Source organism: Halobellus litoreus (assembly GCF_024464595.1).
GTDB classification, from domain to species: domain Archaea; phylum Halobacteriota; class Halobacteria; order Halobacteriales; family Haloferacaceae; genus Haloquadratum; species Haloquadratum litoreum.
Genome location: NZ_JANHAW010000001.1, coordinates 632,306 through 654,200, shown reverse-complemented (window position 1 = coordinate 654,200; position 21,895 = coordinate 632,306). Strand labels below are relative to the sequence as shown.

General features: G+C 58.5%; 18 protein-coding genes and 1 pseudogene. 7 read left to right on the top strand and 12 right to left on the bottom strand.

What is annotated here, in order from left to right; translation table 11 throughout:
• Positions 1-40 precede the first annotated feature (40 nt).
• A complete protein-coding gene (locus NO360_RS03265) occupies positions 41-781 on the top strand; it encodes a cytidylyltransferase domain-containing protein (RefSeq protein ID WP_256305986.1) in 741 nt (246 codons plus the stop codon).
• Positions 778-1,752 carry a UDP-2,4-diacetamido-2,4,6-trideoxy-beta-L-altropyranose hydrolase gene (gene pseG, locus NO360_RS03260; protein WP_256305984.1) on the top strand — a complete coding sequence of 325 codons (975 nt, stop codon included), beginning with the start codon at positions 778-780 and terminating at the stop codon, positions 1,750-1,752. Before NO360_RS03265 ends, pseG begins: the two co-directional genes overlap by 4 nt.
• Before the next feature lie 229 nt (positions 1,753-1,981).
• Here the strand turns inward: pseG and NO360_RS03255 are convergent, their stop codons facing one another.
• Entirely contained in the window at positions 1,982-2,968 is a 987-nt protein-coding gene (locus NO360_RS03255; protein WP_256305982.1) for an ATP-grasp domain-containing protein, read from the bottom strand.
• 101 nt (positions 2,969-3,069) lie between these two features.
• On the opposite strand from NO360_RS03255, the gene NO360_RS03250 reads away from it, so the two are divergent.
• Positions 3,070-3,729 carry a metallophosphoesterase family protein gene (locus tag NO360_RS03250; RefSeq protein WP_256305980.1) on the top strand — a complete coding sequence of 220 codons (660 nt, stop codon included), beginning with the start codon at positions 3,070-3,072 and terminating at the stop codon, positions 3,727-3,729.
• A gap of 103 nt (positions 3,730-3,832) precedes the next feature.
• Here NO360_RS03250 and NO360_RS03245 read toward each other — a convergent pair whose 3' ends face one another.
• From NO360_RS03245 to NO360_RS03205, 9 genes and pseudogenes are all read right to left on the bottom strand, one after another.
• A complete protein-coding gene (locus tag NO360_RS03245; protein ID WP_256305978.1) occupies positions 3,833-4,864 on the bottom strand; it encodes an NAD-dependent epimerase/dehydratase family protein in 1,032 nt (343 codons plus the stop codon).
• Positions 4,865-4,950: 86 nt separating this feature from the next.
• A pseudogene (locus tag NO360_RS03240) lies at positions 4,951-5,776 on the bottom strand (IS5 family transposase).
• A gap of 66 nt (positions 5,777-5,842) precedes the next feature.
• Positions 5,843-6,229: a GNAT family N-acetyltransferase gene (locus NO360_RS03235; protein ID WP_256307082.1), complete on the bottom strand. Its 387-nt coding sequence runs from the start codon at positions 6,227-6,229 to the stop codon at positions 5,843-5,845.
• Between the two features lies 1 nt (position 6,230).
• On the bottom strand, positions 6,231-7,265 hold the full coding sequence (locus tag NO360_RS03230) for an N-acetylneuraminate synthase family protein (protein WP_256305977.1): 1,035 nt from the start codon (positions 7,263-7,265) through the stop codon (positions 6,231-6,233).
• Positions 7,266-7,287: 22 nt separating this feature from the next.
• Positions 7,288-8,475: a DegT/DnrJ/EryC1/StrS family aminotransferase gene (locus NO360_RS03225; RefSeq protein WP_256305976.1), complete on the bottom strand. Its 1,188-nt coding sequence runs from the start codon at positions 8,473-8,475 to the stop codon at positions 7,288-7,290.
• Position 8,476: 1 nt separating this feature from the next.
• Positions 8,477-9,463 carry an NAD-dependent epimerase/dehydratase family protein gene (locus NO360_RS03220; RefSeq protein ID WP_256305975.1) on the bottom strand — a complete coding sequence of 329 codons (987 nt, stop codon included), beginning with the start codon at positions 9,461-9,463 and terminating at the stop codon, positions 8,477-8,479.
• A 149-nt stretch (positions 9,464-9,612) separates the two neighbouring features.
• Positions 9,613-11,406 carry an ABC transporter ATP-binding protein gene (locus tag NO360_RS03215; protein WP_256305973.1) on the bottom strand — a complete coding sequence of 598 codons (1,794 nt, stop codon included), beginning with the start codon at positions 11,404-11,406 and terminating at the stop codon, positions 9,613-9,615.
• Positions 11,407-11,605: 199 nt separating this feature from the next.
• Positions 11,606-13,423: a glutamine--fructose-6-phosphate transaminase (isomerizing) gene (glmS, locus tag NO360_RS03210; RefSeq protein WP_256305971.1), complete on the bottom strand. Its 1,818-nt coding sequence runs from the start codon at positions 13,421-13,423 to the stop codon at positions 11,606-11,608.
• Between the two features lies 1 nt (position 13,424).
• The gene (locus NO360_RS03205; protein WP_256305970.1) at positions 13,425-14,582 is read right to left on the bottom strand and encodes a sugar phosphate nucleotidyltransferase; all 1,158 of its coding nucleotides are present in this window, start codon (positions 14,580-14,582) and stop codon (positions 13,425-13,427) included.
• A 187-nt stretch (positions 14,583-14,769) separates the two neighbouring features.
• On the opposite strand from NO360_RS03205, the gene NO360_RS03200 reads away from it, so the two are divergent.
• A complete protein-coding gene (locus tag NO360_RS03200) occupies positions 14,770-16,191 on the top strand; it encodes a flippase (RefSeq protein ID WP_256305968.1) in 1,422 nt (473 codons plus the stop codon).
• 26 nt (positions 16,192-16,217) lie between these two features.
• Here NO360_RS03200 and glmU read toward each other — a convergent pair whose 3' ends face one another.
• Complete coding sequence (glmU, locus tag NO360_RS03195) at positions 16,218-17,420, bottom strand: bifunctional sugar-1-phosphate nucleotidylyltransferase/acetyltransferase (RefSeq protein WP_256305967.1); 1,203 nt, start codon at positions 17,418-17,420, stop codon at positions 16,218-16,220.
• 104 nt (positions 17,421-17,524) lie between these two features.
• On the opposite strand from glmU, the gene aglJ reads away from it, so the two are divergent.
• On the top strand, positions 17,525-18,448 hold the full coding sequence (gene aglJ / locus NO360_RS03190) for an S-layer glycoprotein N-glycosyltransferase AglJ (protein ID WP_256305966.1): 924 nt from the start codon (positions 17,525-17,527) through the stop codon (positions 18,446-18,448).
• Positions 18,449-18,581: 133 nt separating this feature from the next.
• A complete protein-coding gene (locus NO360_RS03185) occupies positions 18,582-20,546 on the top strand; it encodes an oxidoreductase (protein ID WP_256305965.1) in 1,965 nt (654 codons plus the stop codon).
• 122 nt (positions 20,547-20,668) lie between these two features.
• Here the strand turns inward: NO360_RS03185 and NO360_RS03180 are convergent, their stop codons facing one another.
• Positions 20,669-21,487, bottom strand: a complete 819-nt coding sequence (locus NO360_RS03180) for a mycofactocin-coupled SDR family oxidoreductase (RefSeq protein WP_256305964.1) — start codon at positions 21,485-21,487, stop codon at positions 20,669-20,671.
• Between the two features lie 96 nt (positions 21,488-21,583).
• On the opposite strand from NO360_RS03180, the gene NO360_RS03175 reads away from it, so the two are divergent.
• Positions 21,584-21,889, top strand: a complete 306-nt coding sequence (locus NO360_RS03175; RefSeq protein ID WP_256305963.1) for a putative quinol monooxygenase — start codon at positions 21,584-21,586, stop codon at positions 21,887-21,889.
• Positions 21,890-21,895: the final 6 nt, after the last annotated feature.

The window sequence follows — 21,895 nt, the reverse complement described above, 5'->3', positions numbered from 1 at the left end:
GAAAGATTTAGCACTGTAGAGAGGAATCCATTTGAATCATATGAAAACGGTAGCTTGCATACAAGCGCGTATGGGCTCATCACGTTTGCCTGGAAAGGTAATGTTGCCACTTGATGGTAACCACGTGATAGAACACGTTATCCGAAGAGTTGCTTCATCAGATAGTATCGATGAAATTGTCGTTGCCACCTCAGATAAGAAGCGCGACGATATCATTAACCTCTACGCAGATCGTTCAGGCGCGACTGTCTTTCGCGGAAGTGAAGAAAATGTCCTCGAAAGGATGTTTGACGCTGCCAATGAGAGTAGCGCAGATATTGTAGTTCGAGTTACAGCCGATTGTCCACTTGTTTCTCCAAGATTTATCGATACAGCGGTCGACAAATTGTCCGACGGCTATGAGTATGTCTCAGCACGATCTGAGCAAACATTTCCCCACGGATTGAGAGTAGGTGCATTTACTTTCGATTCATTTCGAACTGTTAAAGAGGAATCCACCGAATCTCGACATCGAGAACATGTAACCCCGTACTACTACGAGAACCCAGACAAATTCAATCTGTACGATATTCTATCCGATGAGGTGTTCGATTATGAAAACCTGCAGAATAGAACGGATTTACGTCTTACACTTGATGAATCGAATGATTACGAACTTCTCCGCCGAATATACGACGAAGTAGATTATGATCGAATCATAGATTTACTTGATGCAGTACGCTATATTGACAAAAATGATCTAAGTGAAATAAACCAGCACGTAGAGCAAAAGAAAATATGAACTACCTCGCTATTCGTGCAGATGGTGATTCTGAAATCGGATATGGGCATCTTGTTCGATCGAGTGTATTAGCACAGAAGTTTCTACAAAACGGTTATCAAGTCACATATCTGACTCAGACACCATCTGCAGTCAGCAATATTTGTCCAGATGAAGTTGAAACATTCCGATTAAAATCCGAAGGTATTGAAGAGACTCTACTATGGATCAAGAAACACGAGCCAACGATAGTTCTCACAGATTCATACGAGGTTGATACCAAATCTCAGAAACAGATCTCCAAGTCTCCATCGACACTAGTAACAATAACCGACGATACCCGGTTCAAGCTTTGTTGCGATGTGAACGTAAATGGTAACGTCTATGCACCAGAGCTTAATTATGACTGGATCGGCGAAAAGCCGCAAATGCTCTTGGGACCGGACTATCTACTAATGCGTGAAGAATTCCAGCATCTCGCTACTAAAACTCCTCCTTGGCGTGATCCCCCTGAGCGTGCGCTTATCACCTTTGGTGGTAGTGATGTGAACGACGTAACGCCTGATGCGATTCGCGCGTTTGATGGCTTTGATATCGAGATTGATGTGATAATCGGACCCGGATTTGAAAACCAAGATCAGATAAAAGACGCAGCGGAGTCAACAAACGCCGAATTGAATCTTCTACAGAATCCGGATGACCTCTCACAACGTATGTTCAAAGCCGATTTCGCGGTGAGTGCGACGGGGAGCACCGTCTATGAGCTTCTCGCGACAGGAACTCCGATAATTGGAATCCCTCAATCGGATAACCAGCGTCCTGTGGCGAATTCGCTGTCGGACAGTATACTGCAGTGTGAAAGAGATGAACTGCGAGAGTCTGTATTGAGGCTCGTCACCGACAGCGATCTGAGACGAACTATGAAAGAGAGCGGCGAAGAATTAGTAGATGCCAGGGGAATCCAGAGAATATACTCGATGCTGACGGGTTAGCGTTTGTATTTCAGCTATTCGTTAGACTCTCTAATCTGTTTGAAGTGCTCTGTTGAGTAGAGAGACGGCATCGGGATTAGAGTGCTGAGCAAGCGCGTTCGATGTTGTAAGATGGCGAATTTGAGAACGCATTCTCTGAACTCGCGGTACCAGGTCTGCGCTCGCACGGTCGCGCCGTGCGAGCCCTTGGAGGATATTGATTGAGATCTCCATATGGAACCCGTCGAAGTTAGTGATCTGGCTCCCACTCGGTAAGCACTGAATCTTCACGAATGTATATTTGATCGGTGTATCTGAGAATTCCAATTCCCTCTTTGAATGTCTGCGAGCGATTAACTTCTTCGCCAAGTGCAGCTCGAACAAGGAGATCAAACTCGTTGACACCTGCTTCAACCGTGAGGCAAGACGAACCTGAAAACCGTGGGTTGATTTCGAGAATATACGGTGTGCCATCTTCAGCCAGTATCTGTTGGACATTCAGTGGCCCCGATGGATCGAGAGATTCATAGACATCTTCACATAAATTCTTGATTGGGGGGCTGTTGCGAGTGACTCCCCAAATGGTATTACCTCTCTTGATTGGCACCTCTTTTGTGACAATAGATAACAATTCATTCTCTTGGGTGACTGTCACGTTCGAAGTGTATTCAGTTCCCTCGATATATTGTTGAATCAGCATATCATCCATCGGATACTGGCTCTCTTCCACGAAATCTTCTACATCCGTCATAGAGTGTGCCAAATATGTACCACGACTCCCGTGTGCGACTCTCGGTTTCACGAATCGCGGGAAATCTGAGGGCGATAAATGTGCGGCATCGGAAGCAAGACACGTCTCGGGGACCGGCAATCCTTTTTTGGAGAGCAGTTTGCATGCTTCAAACTTATCTTGGAGGCTGGAGACGAGTTGTATGCGCGGTGTAAGAATAGGTACAGTGTCGCATAAGGCTTCTCGAAGCCGTGAGAGTTCGCTTAGTTCAGGGTCAATAAGCGGAATAACGACATCCACATCGTACTGCTGGACAATAGCCGACATCGCATTGGGCCAGTCGTCGTGTGTCGCTGGCGGGACTGTGGCCGCATCGTCGGCAATATACAGACCAGCACTGTATGAATCCATATCAACCGCGACAACGTTATGACCTGCTTGCTCTAGAGATTGGATGGCACCAACACCGATATCGCTCCCGGCTGCTGTCGTGAGTACCCGAGCCATATCAAATGATAGTAACTGTAGAGTTTAATTATTTGTATTGAGAGCCGAGCAACCAATATGCCTGAAAACTAACCGAGTTACAAACGTACTGAACACAATTTATGAAAGTTCTCATAATCAGTGATGTTCATGCCAACCGTCCAGCATTAAATGCAGTTCTTGCTAATGTCCCATCTTATGATCTCATTATACATAGTGGGGATATTCTCGGGTATGGTCCGTATCCAAACGATGTAGTCGAACGATTCAAAGAACTGAATGTTATTTCAATAACTGGAAACCACGACCGAGCTGTACTCTCCAGTAACTTCGATTTTCCAGAGATTCCGACAGAGATTGTCTATTGGACGCGAGATCAACTCACGGACTCGAATAGGAAATATCTTGAACAGTTACCGCTGGAAAAATCAATTGAGATCGATCAAACATCGGTACAACTCGTTCATGGGTCGCCACAGGATCCTGATGAGTACGTGTATCCCGACGACATTTCGTCAGACCTTGTTGTTGATGAAGATATATTGGTGTATGGTCATACACATTATCCTATTATTGTTTCAATTGACGGATGTCTTGTGCTGAATCCGGGTAGTGTCGGACAGCCTCGTGATGGGGACCTGAGAGGGTCATACATACTTTATGATACAGAGTCCGGTGCCGTTGAATTGAATCGATTCGACTATCCAAGAAAAGTTGTCACTGAGAAAATATTGCAATCACAGATTCCCTCGGATGCAACAACATATTTTGATGGTAGCTAGCTGTCGGTGACATATTTCCTGAGAACCAATCGAAATATGAACTCCGTTCGGAGGCACTCATAGGTCGTCCCCTGTAATAGTATCATAAACCGACGGTGCTATTTTACTTTATAATGTCTTGAATTGCGGCACTCTCAGCCTCACGCGATGGCCCGATATTCTCTCCAGTTCGTTCTGTCTCAAGATGAGCGTCAATGGTTTTGCTAACTGCTTTTGTGCGATTTGTTGAGGTCCACCCCAAACTCTTCAGTTTTTGTAACGATACCATCGTTGGCGCGGGCACATACAATGGAAAGTCCGACGCACTAAGCTTATGTACGGACAGTTCTCGCTCGCTTGCCGCCACAAGTTCAATATCCGTATTTAAATTGTCCGAGATTATCGCTAGCCCTTGTGCCAGCGAAAAAGTGTTTTCGTCAGCCACATTATATGCTTCGCCAGGCTCTCCTTGTTCAGCAACGATTCGTAGTGCGCGAGCGACATCTTTTACGTACGCTAAGTGTTGAAGTGATTCACCGCCTCCGGGTACAAGAACCCGGTCATAATTATTAACCCGGTTCACCCAATAAGCGAAGCGCTCTGTGTGATCATACGGCCCATATACTACCATCGGCCGTACCGACATTGCGTGAACATTGTTTTTAGCAGCGTTGAACACAATCCGATCACCCTCGGCCTTTTTTTCACCATAGCTCGCATTTGAAATCTCAGCAGTATCTTCGGGATACGAATGTAGTTTCGTGACTCCTTCGCGGAGCGGGACATCATGAGTCGAAGTTCTTGCTACTGGCGGAACCTGGTTATAAGCGTATCCAGACGAAACATAGACGTAGGAGTCAACGTTCGAGAAAATAGAGGTAGCAGTGCGAACGTGTTCCGGCTTGTAGGCTACCATATCAAAAACAATATCGGGGCTAACAGTTCTCTTGGCGCGTTTAAGCGCGTTTGTATTTGTCCTATCTCCTTCTAAGTGCTCGATCTGCTTATCACCACTAAACAACTCCCTGTTCCCACGTGTGAATATCGAAATATCGTATTTATTTCTGGCTAGTTCGTCTACGAGATGCCGGCCGATGAACCGGGTACCCCCAATTATGAGAACGGTATTACTGTCATCATCGTTATCAAGCGGCATTAGATATTATTTGCAATTGGCTGGAATAAAGGTTACCAAGCCAAGTTGCATACACTGCTCTGTTGAATAGAGAGACGGCATCGGGATTAGAGTGCTGAGCAAGCGCGTTCGATGTTACAAGATGGCGAATTTGAGAACGCATTCTCTGAACTCGCGGTACCAGGTCTGCGCTCGCACGGTCGCGCCGTGCGAGCGCTTGACCACTGAAAAGTATGTCTCTGTCATCTACCGTTTGTTGTACAGAGAGTCGTCTAACCGCGCGTTGTGGGCGTAATCGCACCACGTGTACAGACAGTGACGTACCAGTGGTCTCACGTCATTATCTCTGAGCCAGTCACGGAACGCATTCTTATCGTAACCTTTGTCAGCAGAAAGGCTCCGCAGGTCACCCGCGTTCCGTCGAGCGACCTGCGGCCCAACAACAGTATCGTGCCGCCATTTCGCAGAAGGCTGTATGTCAAGGACGGTCTTGGTAAGCGAGTCTACCAAGACCGTCGCTTTCAACGTCTGTATCTCGTGTCCTGACCAACGGCGGTAGTGGAAGGATGGCTGTGTCCGTTCGAAGTATGTCCCGTCGATCGCGGCGTGACCTGAGGTAGGCAGTTGCTGCGCCGAAACGCGCAGCAACTGCCGCCACACCCACATCTCAAACCGGTCAAAGGACTTGCACAATGTGGACGGTTTTGGCAAGTCGTCGGGATCAAGACCCAACTCGTCACAAACCGCTTCCATCAAGCCAACCCGATCAACGAGTTCGCGCTAGCTGTAGTCGTCCTCAATACGGGTGCAGTGGAGAACAACGTGCTTCCAGCGGGCGAGCCCGCCAGCGGCGGGTTCGCCCGCTCTCTTCCCCAACGCTTGTTTAACTAGGTGCCGACACTCTTGGACGAAGTCGAGGAGTGAGATCTCCATAGGACAGAGTCGGATCCCTCGGATTCATCCTTCTAAACCAGTGATATCGACTGAATTGATCGCTCTTCAACAGAGCAGTTTGAAGCCACACTTTTCAAACAGTCGTTGGGAGCTTTCGTTATCAGTATGGATCTCAGCATAGAACTCATCGCTATCTAGTTTTCCACAAAGCTCTTGAACGGCTCTCGTAGCTATCCCTTCTCCGCATAAACTTTTTTCTCCAATATAGACTCCGACGTGATCCTCCTCGTCGATGTTTACGCTGCCCACATGTCTCCCGTTGTATTCGATGATGTGATCTTGTCTATCGGGGGATCGATTCACGAACCACTCAACGTGATTTTTCCACTCCAACGGACCATCTTGTTCACGGAAGTGCCTGTATATCTCAGGATCAGAACGCCACGCGAGCATTAATTCGAGATCACCTAAGCGGACCGGACGTAATGTGATATCAATAGATATCTTTTAGAGAGACTCCATCTCCTTGATTTATCGATCTCTTTGCTCTTGTACCAATTAGATCTTCATAGAATTTCGGCTTCGCCCCTCGACTTCTTTGCCCTGATCGAAGAACAGCGATGTCTTCTTCAGAGATGGTCTGGCCCTCCTTGATACCTCGTACTGCGTGGATCCGCCGACGTGCAATCTCGTGTAGCTCTTCCTCGGCATCAAGTACCTCGACTATACCGCTCCCAAGTGCTTTCTCGGTTTTGCGGATCGTACTCACCATCTCGTCCAGCTCGTCGGGTTCAAGCGCAAATTCGTGATCGGGGCCTTCCATCGATTTGTCGAGGGTGAAGTGCTTCTCGACGACGCTCGCACCGAGAGCGACCGCAGCGCTTGGAGCTACCGTAGGATCGAGAGTATGATCAGATAGCCCTGTTGGAACACCGAACTCGTCTTGTAATGTCTTGACAGCACGGACATTAGCGGACTCAATCGGCGTCGGATACGACGCAACGCAGTGTAACAAAACCACATCCTCTGCATCCGCCTCGCGGAGTACTTCGACGGCCTCACGTACCTCGTCAAGTTCGTGCGCACCTGTTGACATAATTATTGGCTTGTCCTTCTCCGCAACGTGTCTCAGGAACGGATGATGGGACAGCGTGTACGATGCGATCTTGTACGCGGGCACGAAGTCGTCAAGTTCGTCAGCAGACCGTTCATCGAACGGAGTAGATAGAAAGACGATCCCCGAGTCCTCGCAGTACTGGTGTAACTCCGGGATCCAATCGTACGGCATCTCCATCGACTCCATCGTCTCGTAGAGCGATTGCCCGTTATCGAAGTACGTCTCTTTCTCACCCGTCTCTTCGACGTACAAATTTTCGGCGCGGAACGTCTGGAACTTCACTGCGTCCGCTCCGGCGTCCGACGCGGCGTCGATGAGTTCCTTCGCGGTTTCGAGGCTTCCGTTGTGATTCGAGCCGGCCTCGGCTATCACAAACGTTTCTTCCGAGAGATCTTTTCCTGCGATCTTCATATCGCGAACTCTCACGTCAATCCTAATCCCTCTTGTGTTCGTGGAGGCGTTTTACCGCCTGTATCACGTCTTCGACGTCGTCTTCTGACATCGCGGGAAACAGCGGAAGCGAGACGATCCCTTCGTAGATCTCCTCCACGATCGGGAAATCACCTTCATCGTACCCGAATTCCTCTTGGAAATACGGATGATGGTTCAGCGGAACGTAGTGCACCTGAACCCCGATGTTCTCGGCGTGCATCGAGTTCACGAACTCCTTCCGAGAACATCCGAATTTTTCTTCGTCAATTTCAATCGCGTAAAGGTGCCACACCGGATCAACAGTATCTTTCACAAAGGGAGTGATTAGTCCCTCGACGTCTGCGAACGTATCTTGATACCGATCGAAAATCTCGCTGCGTCGCCGTTTGAATTCGCCGATGCGGTCGAGTTGTACGCGACCGATTGACGCCAAGATATCGGAGAAGTTGTAATTGTATCCGACGCCTTCGGTGACCTGATACCACGGCTCGTTGTCGTATCCTTCCGGCGAGTAGTCCATACGGAAGGAACGGAGACTTCTCACTTTCTCGGCGAGGTCGTCGTCGTTTGTTACCACCATTCCACCTTCCCCCGTCGTTACGGTCTTGACCGGATGGAAACTGAATATCGCGGCATCTTTCTGGCCGCCCACCTTCTCTTTGTTCCACTCGGAGCCGATCGCGTGGCACGCATCCCAGATAACACGCAGGTCGTGTTCGTCTGCGATCGCCAGTATCTCGCTAATGTCACAGGGCTGACCCGCGTAGTGTACGGGAATGATCCCCGCTGTATCTTCTGTGACCTTCTCGCGAACGTTATCTGGATCGAGGTTTCGGGTATCCCGCTTCACGTCGGCGAAGACCGGCTTTGCCCCCGCATAACACGCCGCGTTTGCCGTCGACACGAAGGTGAGCGGCGTCGTTATCACCTCATCTCCGTCTTCGAAAAGCGCCTCGCCCAATAGATGGAGTGCCGCCGTTCCGGAGGTCACCGCGATGGCGTGGTCTGCACCGACGTACGCGGCGACTTCCTCCTCGAACGCTTCAACGGTCGGGCCGCGGGTGATGTAGTCCCCATCAAGCGCTTCGACGACCGCTTCCTTTTCTCGTTCCGTAATGTCCTGTCCCCCGTATCCGAGAACCTCGTCCCGAATTGGATGCCCGCCGTCGATACTTGGCGTCCCCGACATACTATGATTCTCGTTCTTTTTTGGCCTGTTCGTATGTCCTACGGATCCCCTCTTCGAGACTCGTATCAGCCTCCCACCCAAGTATATCTCGGGCACGGGAAACATCAGGAATCCGTTTCGTCGGCTGGTCGTACTCGTCGTCGTATACGTCCTCCGGATTAACATACTCGGGGGACATATCAACGTCTGCGATTTCGATTATCATCTCGGCCAAGTCGCTGATTTTCGTCTCTGTCGTTCCGCCGAGATTGTACGCCCTCGGTGTTCCGGGATCCCTTTCAGAAGCTGCGATGAGACCTTCCACAAAATCACCCATGTAGGTGAAGCACCGTTTTTGTGTTCCGTCTCCGTATACGGTTGGCGGCTCTCCGTTGAGAACCATCTCGATGAACTTCGGAATGACGAATTTGGGGCGCTGATACGGCCCATATACGTTGAACGGCCGCACGACGGTCGTCGTTATTGACCGATCAGTCTCACCCAGCATATGAATCATATGCTCACAGACCGCTTTCATCGCACTATAACTCCAACGACTCGTCTCTGGTGGACCAAGGACCCGATCGTCTCCCTCTGACCATGGTACCTCCGGATTTTTACCGTATACCTCACTCGTACTCGGATATATGAAATGAGTGTCTGTATTTTGTATCTTTTCGAGAAGGTATCGCGTCCCAGTGATATTGACGTTCGTCACGTAGAGCGGGTCATTAACGTCGATGTATCGATCAACCCCAACGATAGCAGCTAGGTGAAATACTCTCTCGTACGCGTTAGGATATGGAAATAGGACACTATCCACGAAGTTTTTGTGAATAATACTGCCGCGGATGTAATCCACATTGTCTCCAATATGATGAGAGTATGAATCGGGCACCTGTTGGTCGATATCGACCGCTGTGATTTCGTGTCCGTCTTCGGCGAGCCGCTCGACTAGATGCTGACCGATAAACCCTGCCGCCCCAGTTACTAGAATTCGATCTGACATTGGTAATCTCCCATTAATTCTCTCTGTTGATTATCGTATCGGAACGTTCAGTGTAGAACTATTCGATTCGCGTTCTCACCTGATTAGCGCAGAGCAGCCGCTGAGCGTCTGCTAAAGAATTTTGACACGCAGAATCTAACGATTCTCGGTTACCCCTTCGACTGAATCGCGTACAACTCCGCGTACTCCCCGTCGTCACCGAGCAACTCCCCGTGCGTCCCCGACTCGACGATCTGACCACTATCAACCGTATAGATCCGATCGGCGTTCTGCACCGTCGAGAGCCGATGCGCGATCGCGATCATCCCGTAGTCGCGCTCCATCGATTCGATGGCGGCCTGCACTTCCTTTTCTAAACTCGAATCCAGATCGCTCGTCGCTTCGTCCAGTACCAGCACGTCCGCGTCCTTCAGGAGCGCCCGCGCGAGCGCGACCCGTTGGCGCTGCCCGCCGGACAGTCGAACCCCGTCGTCGCCCAACTCCGACTCGTAGCCGTTCGGCAGTTCCTCAAGGAACTCGTCGACCTTCGCGATCTCACAGACCCGTTCGACGTCGGTGCGGGTCGCCCCGCGGTTGCCGATCGTCACGTTGTTCTCTAGGGTGTCGTTGAAAATGAACGGCTGCTGGCGGACCACGGCGACGCGCTCGCGCCACTCGTCGATGTCGTACTCCTCGATCGGAACGCCGTTAGCCCGGATCTCGCCGCGATCGGCGTCGTACATCCGCGCCAAGAGCGAGACGATCGTCGACTTCCCCGCTCCGGATTGCCCGACGAACGCGACGAACTCGGCCTTCCCGACGTCGAAGGAGACGCCGTCGAGGACTTTCTCCTCGTCGGTGTAGGAGAAGTGCACGTCGTCGAATTCGACGGCCTCGATCTCGTCTATCGAGCGGTCGCCGTCGTACTCGCGTCGCGAGTCGATCTCGTCGAGGAACCCCTGCGTGCGGACGAGATGCGAGAGGTTGCCTTCGAGTTTGTAGACCTTGCTGTTGAGCATACTCACGCGCGGCGCGAGCTGGAACATCGCGATCAGGAAGATCCCCAGTTCGCCGAGCGACAGTCCCGTGAAGACGAAGCCGATGTAGATGAGTGTAAACAGCGTGAGGGCGGCCGATAATTCGTACATATTTTTGATCGCCGCCTCGTTTCGAGAGAGCCCGATCGAGGCGTCGGCGTACTGCTCGATCGAGTCGCGGAACTCTGAGAACACCTCCTCGGCGAGCCCGAAGAGCTTCACGTCCCGGATTCCCTGCGTCCCGGCTTGCACGGACTGCTGGACGCGTTCGTTTGACTCGGCGACCCGCGTTCCGACCGTCACCGCGGGTTCGATCACGGCGCGGAGCAGGACCGTGATCCCGCCCAACACCACGATCGCGAAGACCGTCATCGTCGGCGTGATGTAGAACATCACCCCGAGGTAGACGAGCACCAGAAACACGACCTCCATCGTTCGCACGCCCTGCTCGATCGCTCGCCCCGAGTACCGCGTCTCGGTGATGATCGCGTTGAGGACGTTGTCGGAGCCCTCCTCGTCGAAGTATCCGACCTCGGCGTCTAAGGCTCCTCTGAACGCCCGTGTCCGGAGTTGCTTCTCGTAGTTTTTCGCCAGGATGGCCTTCAGCCACGCGACGACGAACGACGAGGTGTACCGGACGGTCATCACGCTCGCCAGCCCGAGGATGAGATAGCCGAGGTCGAACGGAATGCCCAAGAACTGATAGGCGGAAATAAACACCTGCATAACGGGCCCGCCGCCCGAGACCGCCCCGTCGGACTGAGCGACCTCCAGAATCGGATAAATGAATCCGAGGCCGGCTCCCTCAAGCAGGGCGACGAAGCCGCCAAGTAGGATCAGTCCGAACGTGAACGTCGGACGGTATTTCGCGACGCGAAGCAGAGCTTCGCCCTTCTGGCGTGTGCTGAGGTCTCCATTCTCGGCCATTCGAACCGTCAGCGAATTTCTGTCCGAGTGCAAAAAACGTAGTGTTCTGCGACAGCGTCGACTGATTGCGACCGGTTATGTCGTTAGATTCGCACTGTTGGCGTTACTGATCAACAATTGCGCCGCTGTTTGAACTCCGGTATCGTTCGAGAATGCTGCGGTATTGGGCCCCATCATATCCCCCAAGCGCTCGATTCCGCTACTCCACCGTCACGCTCTTCGCCAGGTTCCGCGGTTTGTCGATCGATCGGCCCTTGAGATTCGCCACGTGGTAACTGAACAGTTGGAAGTACACGTTCGCCACGAGGGGTTCTAACTCTCCTAACTCCGGCACCTCGAAAACTTCGTCGACGAACTTACCGGCGTCGTCCATCCCCTCGGAGACACACCCGATAACGGGGGCTCCGCGGGACTCGACCTCTTTCACGTTGTTGAGCGTCTCTTCGGCGTTCGTGCCCTCCGTCAGCACGGCCAGCACGGGAGTTTCCGGTGTCACCAACGCCAGCGGGCCGTGCTTCAACTCTCCAGACGGGAACCCTTCGGCGTGATCGTACGAGATCTCCTTCAACTTCAGCGCCCCCTCGAGCGCGACAGGCGCACCCAGCCGTCGCCCGATGAAGAAGAACGCGTCGCCGTCGACGTACTCTTCTGCCGCCACACGCACCTGTTCTTCTCGGTCCAGTACCTGCTGTACCGCCCCCGGCAGCCCGCGGAGATCCGACAGCAACTCCCGCGCTTCACTCGACGAAACCGTCCCACGCTGCCGACCCACGTACACAGTCAACAACGCCAGCGTCGCCACCTGCGAGCAGAACGTCTTCGTCGCGGCGACGCCGATCTCGGGGCCGGCGCGAATGAACACGGTATCTTCGACCTCTCGCGTCACCGTACTCCCCAGCGTATTCGTTACGGCGAGCGTCTTGGCCCCCGCGCGCTTCGCCCGCTGCAGCGCCGACAGCGTGTCCGCGGTCTCCCCGCTCTGGGTCACGGCGACGACGAGCGTCCGCCAGGGATCCCGACCGCCGTCGAACTCGTACTCCGAGGCGATCTCGGCGGAGGCCCGAACGTCGGCGTACTCTTCGAACAGTTTCGCGGCGTAGAGCCCGGCGTGATACGACGTCCCGCAGGCGACGAACTGAACTTCTTCCAGGGAGTTCAGATACTCGGTGGGAAGGTCGAGCTCCAGGTCGGCCTCGCCGTTCATCTCGTCGATACGCCCGGAGATCGTCTGCCGGAGCGCCGTGGGCTGCTCGTGGATCTCCTTGAGCATATAGTGCTCGTAGCCGCCCTTTTCGGCGGCTTCGGCGTCCCAGTCGACCTCGACGACGTCTCGTGAAACCCTCTCGCCGTCGGCGTACACCGTCGCCTCCCCGTCGGTGACGTGGATCACGTCCCCCGCTTCGGGGTAGCTCACTCGTCGCGTGTGTTCGACGAACGCGGGAACGTCGCTCGCGAGAAACGTCCCATCGTCGGTGTGGCCCATCACGAGCGGATTGCCTTGTCGGGTCGCGACGATCCCCTCGTGACCCGCGGCGACGACACATAGGGCGAAGTTTCCGGACAACCGCTCGACGACGGCAGATACCGCATCGACCAGGTCGCGTCCCGTGGCCAGTTCTTCCTCGATTAGGTGCGGGACGACCTCGGTGTCGGTTTCGCTCGTGAACGTATGACCCCGCTCTTCGAGCTCCGTTTTCAGCTCGTCGTAGTTCTCGATGATCCCGTTGTGGACGACGGCGACATCGCCCGACTCGTCCGTGTGCGGGTGGGCGTTCGCGTCCGTGGGCTCGCCGTGAGTCGACCACCGTGTGTGGCCGATTCCGGTCGTCGTGGTCGATTTCTGCGGCAGAATCTCCTTGAGCGCCGACAGTTCGCCCTTCCGCTTGTACACGTCGACCGAACCGCCACCGAGAGCGATTCCAGCGGAGTCGTATCCCCGGTACTCGAGGTTCGACAGACCGTCCCGGAGAATCGGAAGCGCGTCTTCGACGCCGACGTAGCCGATGATCCCGCACATCTTATCCTCTCCTCACGATCGCGTCGTTCTCGATCCAACCGCTCACGGTGGCTCCCGATTCCGCGCGCGCCTTGTTTCCGAGCACTGTCCCCGGTGCAACTGTCACGCCGCCGCTCAGGGCCGCGTTGTCTCCGACGACGCCACCCAAGCGTACGTCCCCGTGGACAGTCGCGTCGACCACGACGTCTGTCTCGCCCCCCTCGACGGTTACGTTCGCTCCGACGCTCGCGTTCTCGCCGACGACGCAGTCGCGGACGACCGCGCCGTCACCGATAGTCGCGTCGGGCAGCACGACCGAATTGGAGAGGACGGCGTTCGAGCCGACCTCGACGTTGTCTCCGAGCGACGTCCCCGGCAGCACGGTCGCACCCGGACGGACACGTACGTCCGAGCCGAGCGCAGTTCCTTCGACGACGGTCGCGTGGTCGTGGATCGCCGCTCTCTCCGCGGGTTTCGACCCCATTCGATCCAGCATTCGGCTGTTGACCGAGAGGATGTCCCAGTGGTAGGAGACGTCGAGCCAGAGGCCGTCGAACCGGATCGCCCGCAGGGCGTCGCGGTAGTCCCGGAGGACAGACGTGATCTCCAACTCGCCGTCGCTCTCGGTCGCACGGAGGTCGTCGAACACCGACTCGCCAAGTCCGTAGACGCCGGCGTTGATGTAGTCCGTCTTGACGGTGTAGGCGGGTGGCTTCTCCTCGATCGACTGCACCGTCTGGCCGTCGAGCTCGACGACGCCGTAGTTCTCCGGGTTACGGTGCCGGGTCACCGCCATCACCGGCCGGCCGGTCTCCCGCCGCTCGTCGATCACCGCGGAAATCGCGCTGGGCTCGACGATACGGTCGCCGTTCAGTGCGAGGAAGTTTCCGTTGACGTGAGGCTCCGCCTGCAACAGTGCGTGTCCGGTCCCGAGCTGCGTCTCCTGCACGGCGTACTCGATGTCGACGTCCCAGTCATCGCCGTCGCCGAAGTGACTCTGGATTCGCTCGCGCTTGTAGCCGACGACGAACACGAATTCGTCAATTCCGGCCGCTTTCCCGGCCTCTAACACGTGTTCCAGAAGCGGCCGGTTTCCGATCGGGAGCATCGGTTTCGGCCGCGTTCGCGTCAGGGGCCGAAGCCGCGTTCCCTCTCCCGCGGCGAGGATTACTGCTTGCATACGGAGACCGTCGAGACGAGTCGTGTTCAATATTTTGTGTTCATCGTTTGTTGACTTCCTCGTGTGTCTGCGTCGGCAGGGTGGTGATCACCCAGTGTCCAAAAGTTCGATAAGGACGGCTTATCCGTCTCGACGACCGTAGCACCGCTGTGAACCGTCGACGGCGGCTACGGACCACGACCCACCAATGAGAATCGGACAGACGTCTTTCGCCGTCTTCGCCTCGAAGCTCGTCGGCTCAGCGCTCGGTTTCATCGCCACGCTGTACTTCGCCCGAGTGCTCGGTGCCGAGATACTGGGCCAGTACGCGCTCGTCCTCGCGGTCGTCGCGTGGCTCTCGCTGGCGGGCACCCTCGGCGTCACCTCGGCAACGACGAAGCGGATGAGCGAGGGCGAGGAGCCGTCGGCGTACGCGACTGCTGGCGCGGCCGTGGTCGCGACACTCGCTCTCGTGCTCGGCGGACTCGTCTCACTCTTCGGTGACGCTGTGAACGCGTACGTGGGCGAACCGATCGCGCCACTAATCGTCGTCCTCGTCTTTGTCGGACTATTCAGTTCAGTCACCGACGCAGCGCTGCGCGGCGAGCGGAAGGTCCACCTCGCGGGACTGCTCACGCCGATGGGAATCGCCGCCCGAAGCGTCGTTCAGATCGGGCTCGTCGTCCTCGGACTCGAACTTGTCGGAATGCTCGTCGGATACGCAATCGGGAGCCTGCTCGTCGCCGTCGGCGGTCTCGTGCTCCTGTCCGTCGGCCTCGTCCGACCGAACCGTGAGCACTTCGAGGCGCTCTTCGAGTACGCGAAGTTCTCGTGGCTCGGCGGCCTCCAGTCGCGGTCGTTCAACGACGTCGACATCCTGCTTCTGGGCGTCTTCTTGCAATCGTCGCTCGTCGGCGTCTACTCCGCGGCCTGGAGCATCGCGAAGTTCCTCACGCTGTTCGATTCGGCGGTGAGTTCGACGCTGTTCCCGGAGCTGAGCCGCGCCGACGCCGAGGGTCGTCGGGGCTCCGTCGCGGACCTCGTCGAGGATTCGCTCACCTTCGGCGGCCTCATCCTGATTCCGGGACTCTTCGGCGGGATTCTGCTCGGGGAGCGGCTGCTCCGTATCTACGGACCGGAGTTCGTCAGGGGAGCGTCCGTCCTCTGGATTCTGATCGCCGCCACGCTGGTGTACGGATACCAGAAACAGCTGTTGAACGCGCTGAACGCGATCGACCGCCCGAAAGCGACGTTCAGGATCAACGCCGTCTTCATCGCGGCGAACGTGGTCCTGAACGTCTTTTTGATATCGACGATCGGCCTCGTCGGTGCCGCCGTCGCGACGCTACTCTCCGCGGGGTTCGGTGTGACGCTGGCGCTGTACACGCTGCGGGCGGAGATCGAATTCGCGATTCCGATCGGCGAGATCGGCCGGCAGTTCGCGGCCGCCGCCGGGATGGCCGCCGTCGTCGTCGCCGTCGAAGCCCTCCTCCGGACGGCAATTGATCTGAATCACAACTTCGCGACTGTCGTCCTGCTCGTCGGCGTCGGTGCCGCGGCGTACTTTATGACTCTGTTCGGGATTTCCGGTACCTTCCGGTCGACGGTTCGAGAGAACAGCCCGATGTAACCTCACGGGCACCGCGCCGTGGGCGTTTACTCCCCACCGACGTCCCGCATCACGGTCTCGCCCGGACGAATCCCCGCTTCGGTCTCGACTTTCACGCCCGCGTTCAGGCTGACGTTGATGCCCGTCTTCACCCCGTCACCCAACACGACACCGAGTTTCCGCCGGCCCGTGTCCACGCGATCGCCTTTCACGGTCATCCGCACCGACGCGTCGTCGTGTCGCAGGTTCGCCACCTTCGTTCCGGCACCCAGGTTCACGTCCCGGCCCAGCACCGAATCGCCGACGTAGGAGAGGTGCGGCACGGCCGCCTCGGAGAACAGAATCGAGTTCTTCACCTCGACCGCGTGGCCGACGTGGGCGTCGGGGCCGACGACCGTCGCTCCCCGGATGTACGCGTTCGGTCCGACTTCCGCGCCCGATAGAATCACGACCGGTCCCTCGATATGCACGTCGTCCCGGACGGTCGCGCCCTCTTCGACCACGACCGCGCCCTCCAACTGCGTGCCCGCCGCGACCGAGCCCCGGACGTCGCGCTCGACTTCCTCCAGCAGCAACTCGTTCGCCCGCAGCAACTCCCAGGGGCGGCCGACGTCGAGCCACCGGCCCTCGTACTCGACCACGGAGACGTCGTGCCCGTCGGAGAGCAACAGGTCGAGCGTGTCGGTGATCTCGTACTCGCCGCGCTCGCTCTGCTCCGTGCGATCGATGTACTCGAACACCGCCGGCTCGAAGGCGTAGCAGCCGACGTTCGCGAGGTTCGTCGGCGGCTCGTCGGGCTTCTCAACGATCGACGCCATCGAGCCGTCGTCGTCGACGGAGACGACCCCGTACGATCGGGGGTCCTCGACGCGCGTCGTCGCGATGGCGTTCCCGTCCGCCGCCGCGAGCGACGCCGGCAACGCCGGGTCCACCAGCACGTCCCCGTTGAGGACGACGAAGCGGTCGTCGACGACTTCCCGGGCCTGCTCGATCGCGTGCGCGGTCCCCGCGGGGTCGGCCTGCTCGACGTAGCTGATCGGCGTTCCCCGGTAGGCGTCGCCGAGGCGCTCGATCACGTCCGTGCCGCGATAGCCGATCACGACGACGAACTCGTCGACGACGTCGATGCAGGCGTCGAGGACGTGTTCGACGAGCGGGCGGCCGGCGGCAGGCAGCAGCGGTTTGGGTCGGCGATCCGTGAGCGGTCGCATCCGCGTTCCCTGGCCGGCCGCGAGCACGACTCCGTACATACCCACCCCGACGTGGCAACGCGTCATAGAAACTGCGGTCGCGCCACTGCCGTCGTCGCCGCGTTCCGGTACCACTTTTATGCGCCCCCGTCGCACTCCCTGCAATGGCTTCGCTCGACGACGTCACCGTCCTCGTGCCCACCTACGACGAGGCCGAGACCATCGGCCAGGTCGTCGACGACTTCCGCGAGGCGGGGTTCGACGACGTCCTCGTCGTCGACGGCGGTTCCGCCGACGGCACCGACGACGTCGCCGCCGAGCACGGCGCGCGCGTCGTCTACCAGACCGGGTCGGGGAAGGGGCAGGCCGTCCGCGAGGGCGTGCGCGAATATGTCGACCGCGAGTACGTCCTGATGCTCGACGGCGACGCGACGTACCGCGCCGACGACGCCGAGGCGATGCTCGAACCGCTCTTCGAGGGGGAGGCCGAGCACGTCATCGGCGATCGCTTCGCGGATATGCGCGAGGGCGCGATGACGCGCTTCAACCGGGTCGGCAACCGGCTGATCAACCGCGGCTTCGCGTACGTCCACGGCGAGGAATTCGGGGACATCCTCTCGGGCTACCGCGCGTTCACGCGCGAGTCGTTCGGTCGGATGACCCTCTCCTCCGACGGGTTCGGCATCGAGACGGAGATGGCCGTCGAGTGCGCGAAGCGGGGGATCCGGACGGCGGTCGTCCCGATCACGTACCTCCCGCGGCCCTCCGGGTCCGACACCAACCTCCGGCCGATCCGCGACGGCGGGATCATCTTCCTGGAACTGTACCGCCGCGCGAAGACCAACAACCCGCTCTTTTACTTCGGCAGCCTGGGCGTTCTGTCGACGATCACCGGCCTCGTCATCGCCGTCTACGTCGCGGTCGAGTGGATCACCGTGAGCGTCTCCCACGAGGTGCTCGCAGTCGTCTCCGGGTTCGGGATCATCGTCGGCGTCCAACTGCTGATGTTCGGCGTCCTCGCGGACCTGATCCTGACGCTTCATCGCGACACGCTGCGGAAGATCGACGAGGAGACCGAATCCGGGTAAGACGGGCCGGCGCTTCACCGACGCACCCCCGGGACGGATCTGCAGGCCCGGGACGCACCGCTGCGTTCGACCCGCTGGCGACGGTCCGCCCGCCGACGCTATCTTCAAGTGAGGTTGATTATAATAGATTGATATGAATCTCTTCGACCCTGGAGAGATCGGGGAACTCCCGGTTCCGAACCGGGGGGTGTTCCGTCCCGTGCGCACTCGGTTCGTCGACGACGGTCTCGCGACCGACGAACTCGCCGCTCACCTCGAAGCCCGCGCCGCCGGTGGTGCCGGGCTCGTCGTCGGCCCCGCACAGATGCTGGTCCACCCGTCCGCGAGCGGCGCGGCGTTCATCGACGCGTACGACGCGGACGCGATTCCTGGCCTGTCCGCTGTCGTCGATGCCGTTCACGAATCCGGCTCGCGTATCATCGGGCAGCTCACGCACACAGGCGCGGAATCGCGCGGCGACTGGGAGATGCAGGCCCAGTTGGCACCGTCGGCGTCGCCGTCGGACGCGGCCTACGAGATGCCGAAGACGATGACGACCGCGGACGTCGAATCTGTCTTGGACGGCTTCGCGACCGCCGCGGAGAACCTCGGGGCGGCCGGCTTCGACGGGGTCGAACTGGCCGCGGGGCCGTTCTCCGTCCTCAGGCAGTTCCTCTCGCCGCGGTACAACGCTCGGACCGACGAGTACGGCGGCGAGTGGGACGGTCGCGCGCGGTTCGTCAACGAGGCGCTCGCCGCGGTCGCGGACCGCACCGACGGCCCCGTCGGTCTCCATCTCTCGCTGGCCGAACTGGAGTACGGCGGGTACGAGTTCGGCGATGTCCCCGACATCCTCGGTGCAGTCGAAGGGTTCGACTACCTCTCTTGTACCGTCGGGACGCGCGCCACGTACAATCAGACGCACGCCGGCGTGTCGGTCTCTCCGCCCGAGATGCTCGAACCTATCGCGACGGCGGTCGACCGCGTCGACGTTCCCGTCGTCGGGCGGCTCCCGTACACGACCGTGGACGACGCCCCCGATCTGTTCGACGCGGGCGTCGAGTTCGTGAGCTTCACCCGGCAGCTGCTGGCGGACGCGGAGACCCTCTCGAAGGCCGCCGCGGGCGAACGCTACGACCGCTGTATCCAGTGCAACCAGAAGTGCTTGGAGGGCGTCTACGGCCACGCGCACGGCGGGCACGTCGAGTGCGTGGTCAACCCGCGGACCGGTCGCGAGACTGAGCTCCCGGCCCTCTCCGAACTCTCCCCCGCGGCGCTCCCGCAGCGAATCCTCGTCGTCGGCGGCGGACCGGCGGGAACCCGGTTCGCCGCCGTCGCGGCCGAGCGCGGCCACGACGTGACGCTCCGAGAGGCTCGAAGCGGCCTCGGCGGGCAACTCACGGACGCCGCGCAGGGGCCACTCGAACCCTTCGAGTGGGCCGCCGCCGATCTACGGGCCGCCGTCGAAGCCGCCGGTGTCCAGGTGGAACTCGACGCGCCGGTCTCGGCCGCGGACGTGGAGCCGTCGTGGGACGCGGTCGTCGTTGCGACCGGTGCGGACGCCCCGGTGATCCCCGACGACGAGTACGAGGGCTCGGTGGTGAACGCCTTCGACCTCCTCGCGGCGAGCGGTGGGGCGGGGCTCGAAGGCAGGGGTGAGCGCTCCGAGGGCGACGCCGTCGAGATCGGCGACGACGTCCTCCTGTTCGACGACAACCGCTGGGTCATCACGGTGCAGGCCGGGCTGATTCTCCTGGACCGCGCGGAGTCCGTCGAGATGGTCTCGACGGACCACTATCCGGCGTTCCGAACCGAGCAGCCGAACCTTCCGGGGTTCGTCGCGGCGTTACAGGGGCGGGGAGCGACGTTCACCGGTAACCGCGCGCTCGACGAAGTAGCCGCGGACGGGACTGTCACGCTCCGCAACACGCTGACCGGCGAGACGGAGACGAGAAGCCCCGACACCGTCGTCGTCGTCGGCCGTCGACGGGCGTCGGAGGAGCTGTATCTCGAACTGGACCGCCGCCGCGACGACGTGTACCGGATCGGCGACGCCGTGTCGCCGCGAAAGCTCGACCGCGCGTACTACGACGGGGAGTCGCTCGCCCGACGGCTCTGACGGACTGCGTCGTGCGTCGACTGCCCGCTCAGACGGATCTCCGTGCGTCGACCGCTCGACGACTCCCCTTCTCCGTTCCGTCGACCGGCTCCGGTCGCCCCGCCGCTCGAGCCGTTGGTCGCTCACTTCGCGAGCATCCCCGCGTCGACCGAGAGGACGGCGCCGGTGACGTAGCGGGCGGCGTCGCTGGAGAGCCACAGATACGCCTCGCTCACGTCTCGCGGATCGATTAGCTGCTCGTCGATGACGTTCATCGAGCCGCTGGCGTCCGACACCGAGTCGAGCGCCGATTGGCCGACGGTCTCCAGCATCCCGTCGATCATCGGCGTGTTCACGCCGGTCGGAGCGACGCAGTTGACCGTCACGTCGTGTTCGGCGAGTTCGAGCGTGAGGGCCTTCGTCAGCCCCACGACGCCGTGCTTCGCGGCGGCGTAGTGCCCCGAGCCCTTCGCGCCGACCACCCCCGCGGTCGAGGCGGTGTTCACGATCCGCCCGCTCCCCTCGCGGTCGGCGAAATGCCTCCCGACGTGTTTGGCGCAGAGCCACATCCCCTTCAGATCCGTGTCGACGAGTTGCGTCCACTGGAGCGCCTCCATCTCCACGAGGTCCGTGACGTTCCAGATTCCGGCGTTGTTCGCGAGGAAGTCGATGCGGCCGAACTCGTCGAGGGCTTCCTCGACGGCCGCCTCGACTTGGGCCTCGTCGCGGACGTCCATCTGGATCGCGAGCGACGCTTGACCAGCTTCCTCCACCAGCCGGGCCGTTTCGTCGAGATCTGCCGCAGTGGCCAGCGGGTACTGCGTGGTCCGCACGTCCCGGGCGATGTCGGTGACGACGACGTCGGCCCCGTGTTCGGCGTACGCGACCGCGTGGGACCGCCCCTGTCCCCGGCCGGCACCGGTGACGAACGCGACGCTCCCCTCGAAGTCGTAGGTGACCACAGCGTCCGTTAGGTCCCGCCGGTACTAATCACCTGCCGAGGCGCGTCCTTTCAACCCAAATTTATTTTTCTTCTCACAACAAATTAGGACAGTGATATGATCGTCGTCCACGCGAGCTTTCCGATCGATCCGGCGCAGCGCGACGAAGCGATCGAACTCGCCGAAATGCTCGTCGACGCGTCGAACGAGGAGCCCGGCGTCGTCGAGTACCGGGCCACGGTCGACCTGGAAGACGAGAACGTCCTCCGGTTCATCGAACGCTACGAGGACGATGCGGCCTTCGCGTCCCACACCGAGACAGCCCACTTCCAGCGGTTGGAGGAGCGGCTCCCGGACCTCCTCCACGGCGAGCCCGAAGTGATGCGGTTCGCGGTCACGGACGCTGCCGAAGTCGAACTGTAGGGTGCA

Excerpts from the sequence above, each read along its gene's own strand:
- NO360_RS03250 (WP_256305980.1), top strand. The coding sequence starts at position 3,070 with ATGAAAGTTCTCATAATCAGTGATGTTCATGCCAACCGTCCAGCATTA.
- NO360_RS03215 (WP_256305973.1), bottom strand. The coding sequence starts at position 11,406 with ATGGCCGAGAATGGAGACCTCAGCACACGCCAGAAGGGCGAAGCTCTG.
- NO360_RS03205 (WP_256305970.1), bottom strand. The coding sequence starts at position 14,582 with ATGCAAGCAGTAATCCTCGCCGCGGGAGAGGGAACGCGGCTTCGGCCC.
- glmU (WP_256305967.1), bottom strand. The coding sequence starts at position 17,420 with ATGTACGGAGTCGTGCTCGCGGCCGGCCAGGGAACGCGGATGCGACCG.
- NO360_RS03200 (WP_256305968.1), top strand. The coding sequence starts at position 14,770 with ATGAGAATCGGACAGACGTCTTTCGCCGTCTTCGCCTCGAAGCTCGTC.
- NO360_RS03230 (WP_256305977.1), bottom strand. The coding sequence starts at position 7,265 with ATGAAGATCGCAGGAAAAGATCTCTCGGAAGAAACGTTTGTGATAGCC.
- NO360_RS03265 (WP_256305986.1), top strand. The coding sequence starts at position 41 with ATGAAAACGGTAGCTTGCATACAAGCGCGTATGGGCTCATCACGTTTG.
- glmS (WP_256305971.1), bottom strand. The coding sequence starts at position 13,423 with ATGTGCGGGATCATCGGCTACGTCGGCGTCGAAGACGCGCTTCCGATT.
- NO360_RS03175 (WP_256305963.1), top strand. The coding sequence starts at position 21,584 with ATGATCGTCGTCCACGCGAGCTTTCCGATCGATCCGGCGCAGCGCGAC.
- aglJ (WP_256305966.1), top strand. The coding sequence starts at position 17,525 with ATGGCTTCGCTCGACGACGTCACCGTCCTCGTGCCCACCTACGACGAG.
- pseG (WP_256305984.1), top strand. The coding sequence starts at position 778 with ATGAACTACCTCGCTATTCGTGCAGATGGTGATTCTGAAATCGGATAT.
- NO360_RS03245 (WP_256305978.1), bottom strand. The coding sequence starts at position 4,864 with ATGCCGCTTGATAACGATGATGACAGTAATACCGTTCTCATAATTGGG.
- NO360_RS03220 (WP_256305975.1), bottom strand. The coding sequence starts at position 9,463 with ATGTCAGATCGAATTCTAGTAACTGGGGCGGCAGGGTTTATCGGTCAG.
- NO360_RS03185 (WP_256305965.1), top strand. The coding sequence starts at position 18,582 with ATGAATCTCTTCGACCCTGGAGAGATCGGGGAACTCCCGGTTCCGAAC.
- NO360_RS03225 (WP_256305976.1), bottom strand. The coding sequence starts at position 8,475 with ATGTCGGGGACGCCAAGTATCGACGGCGGGCATCCAATTCGGGACGAG.
- NO360_RS03255 (WP_256305982.1), bottom strand. The coding sequence starts at position 2,968 with ATGGCTCGGGTACTCACGACAGCAGCCGGGAGCGATATCGGTGTTGGT.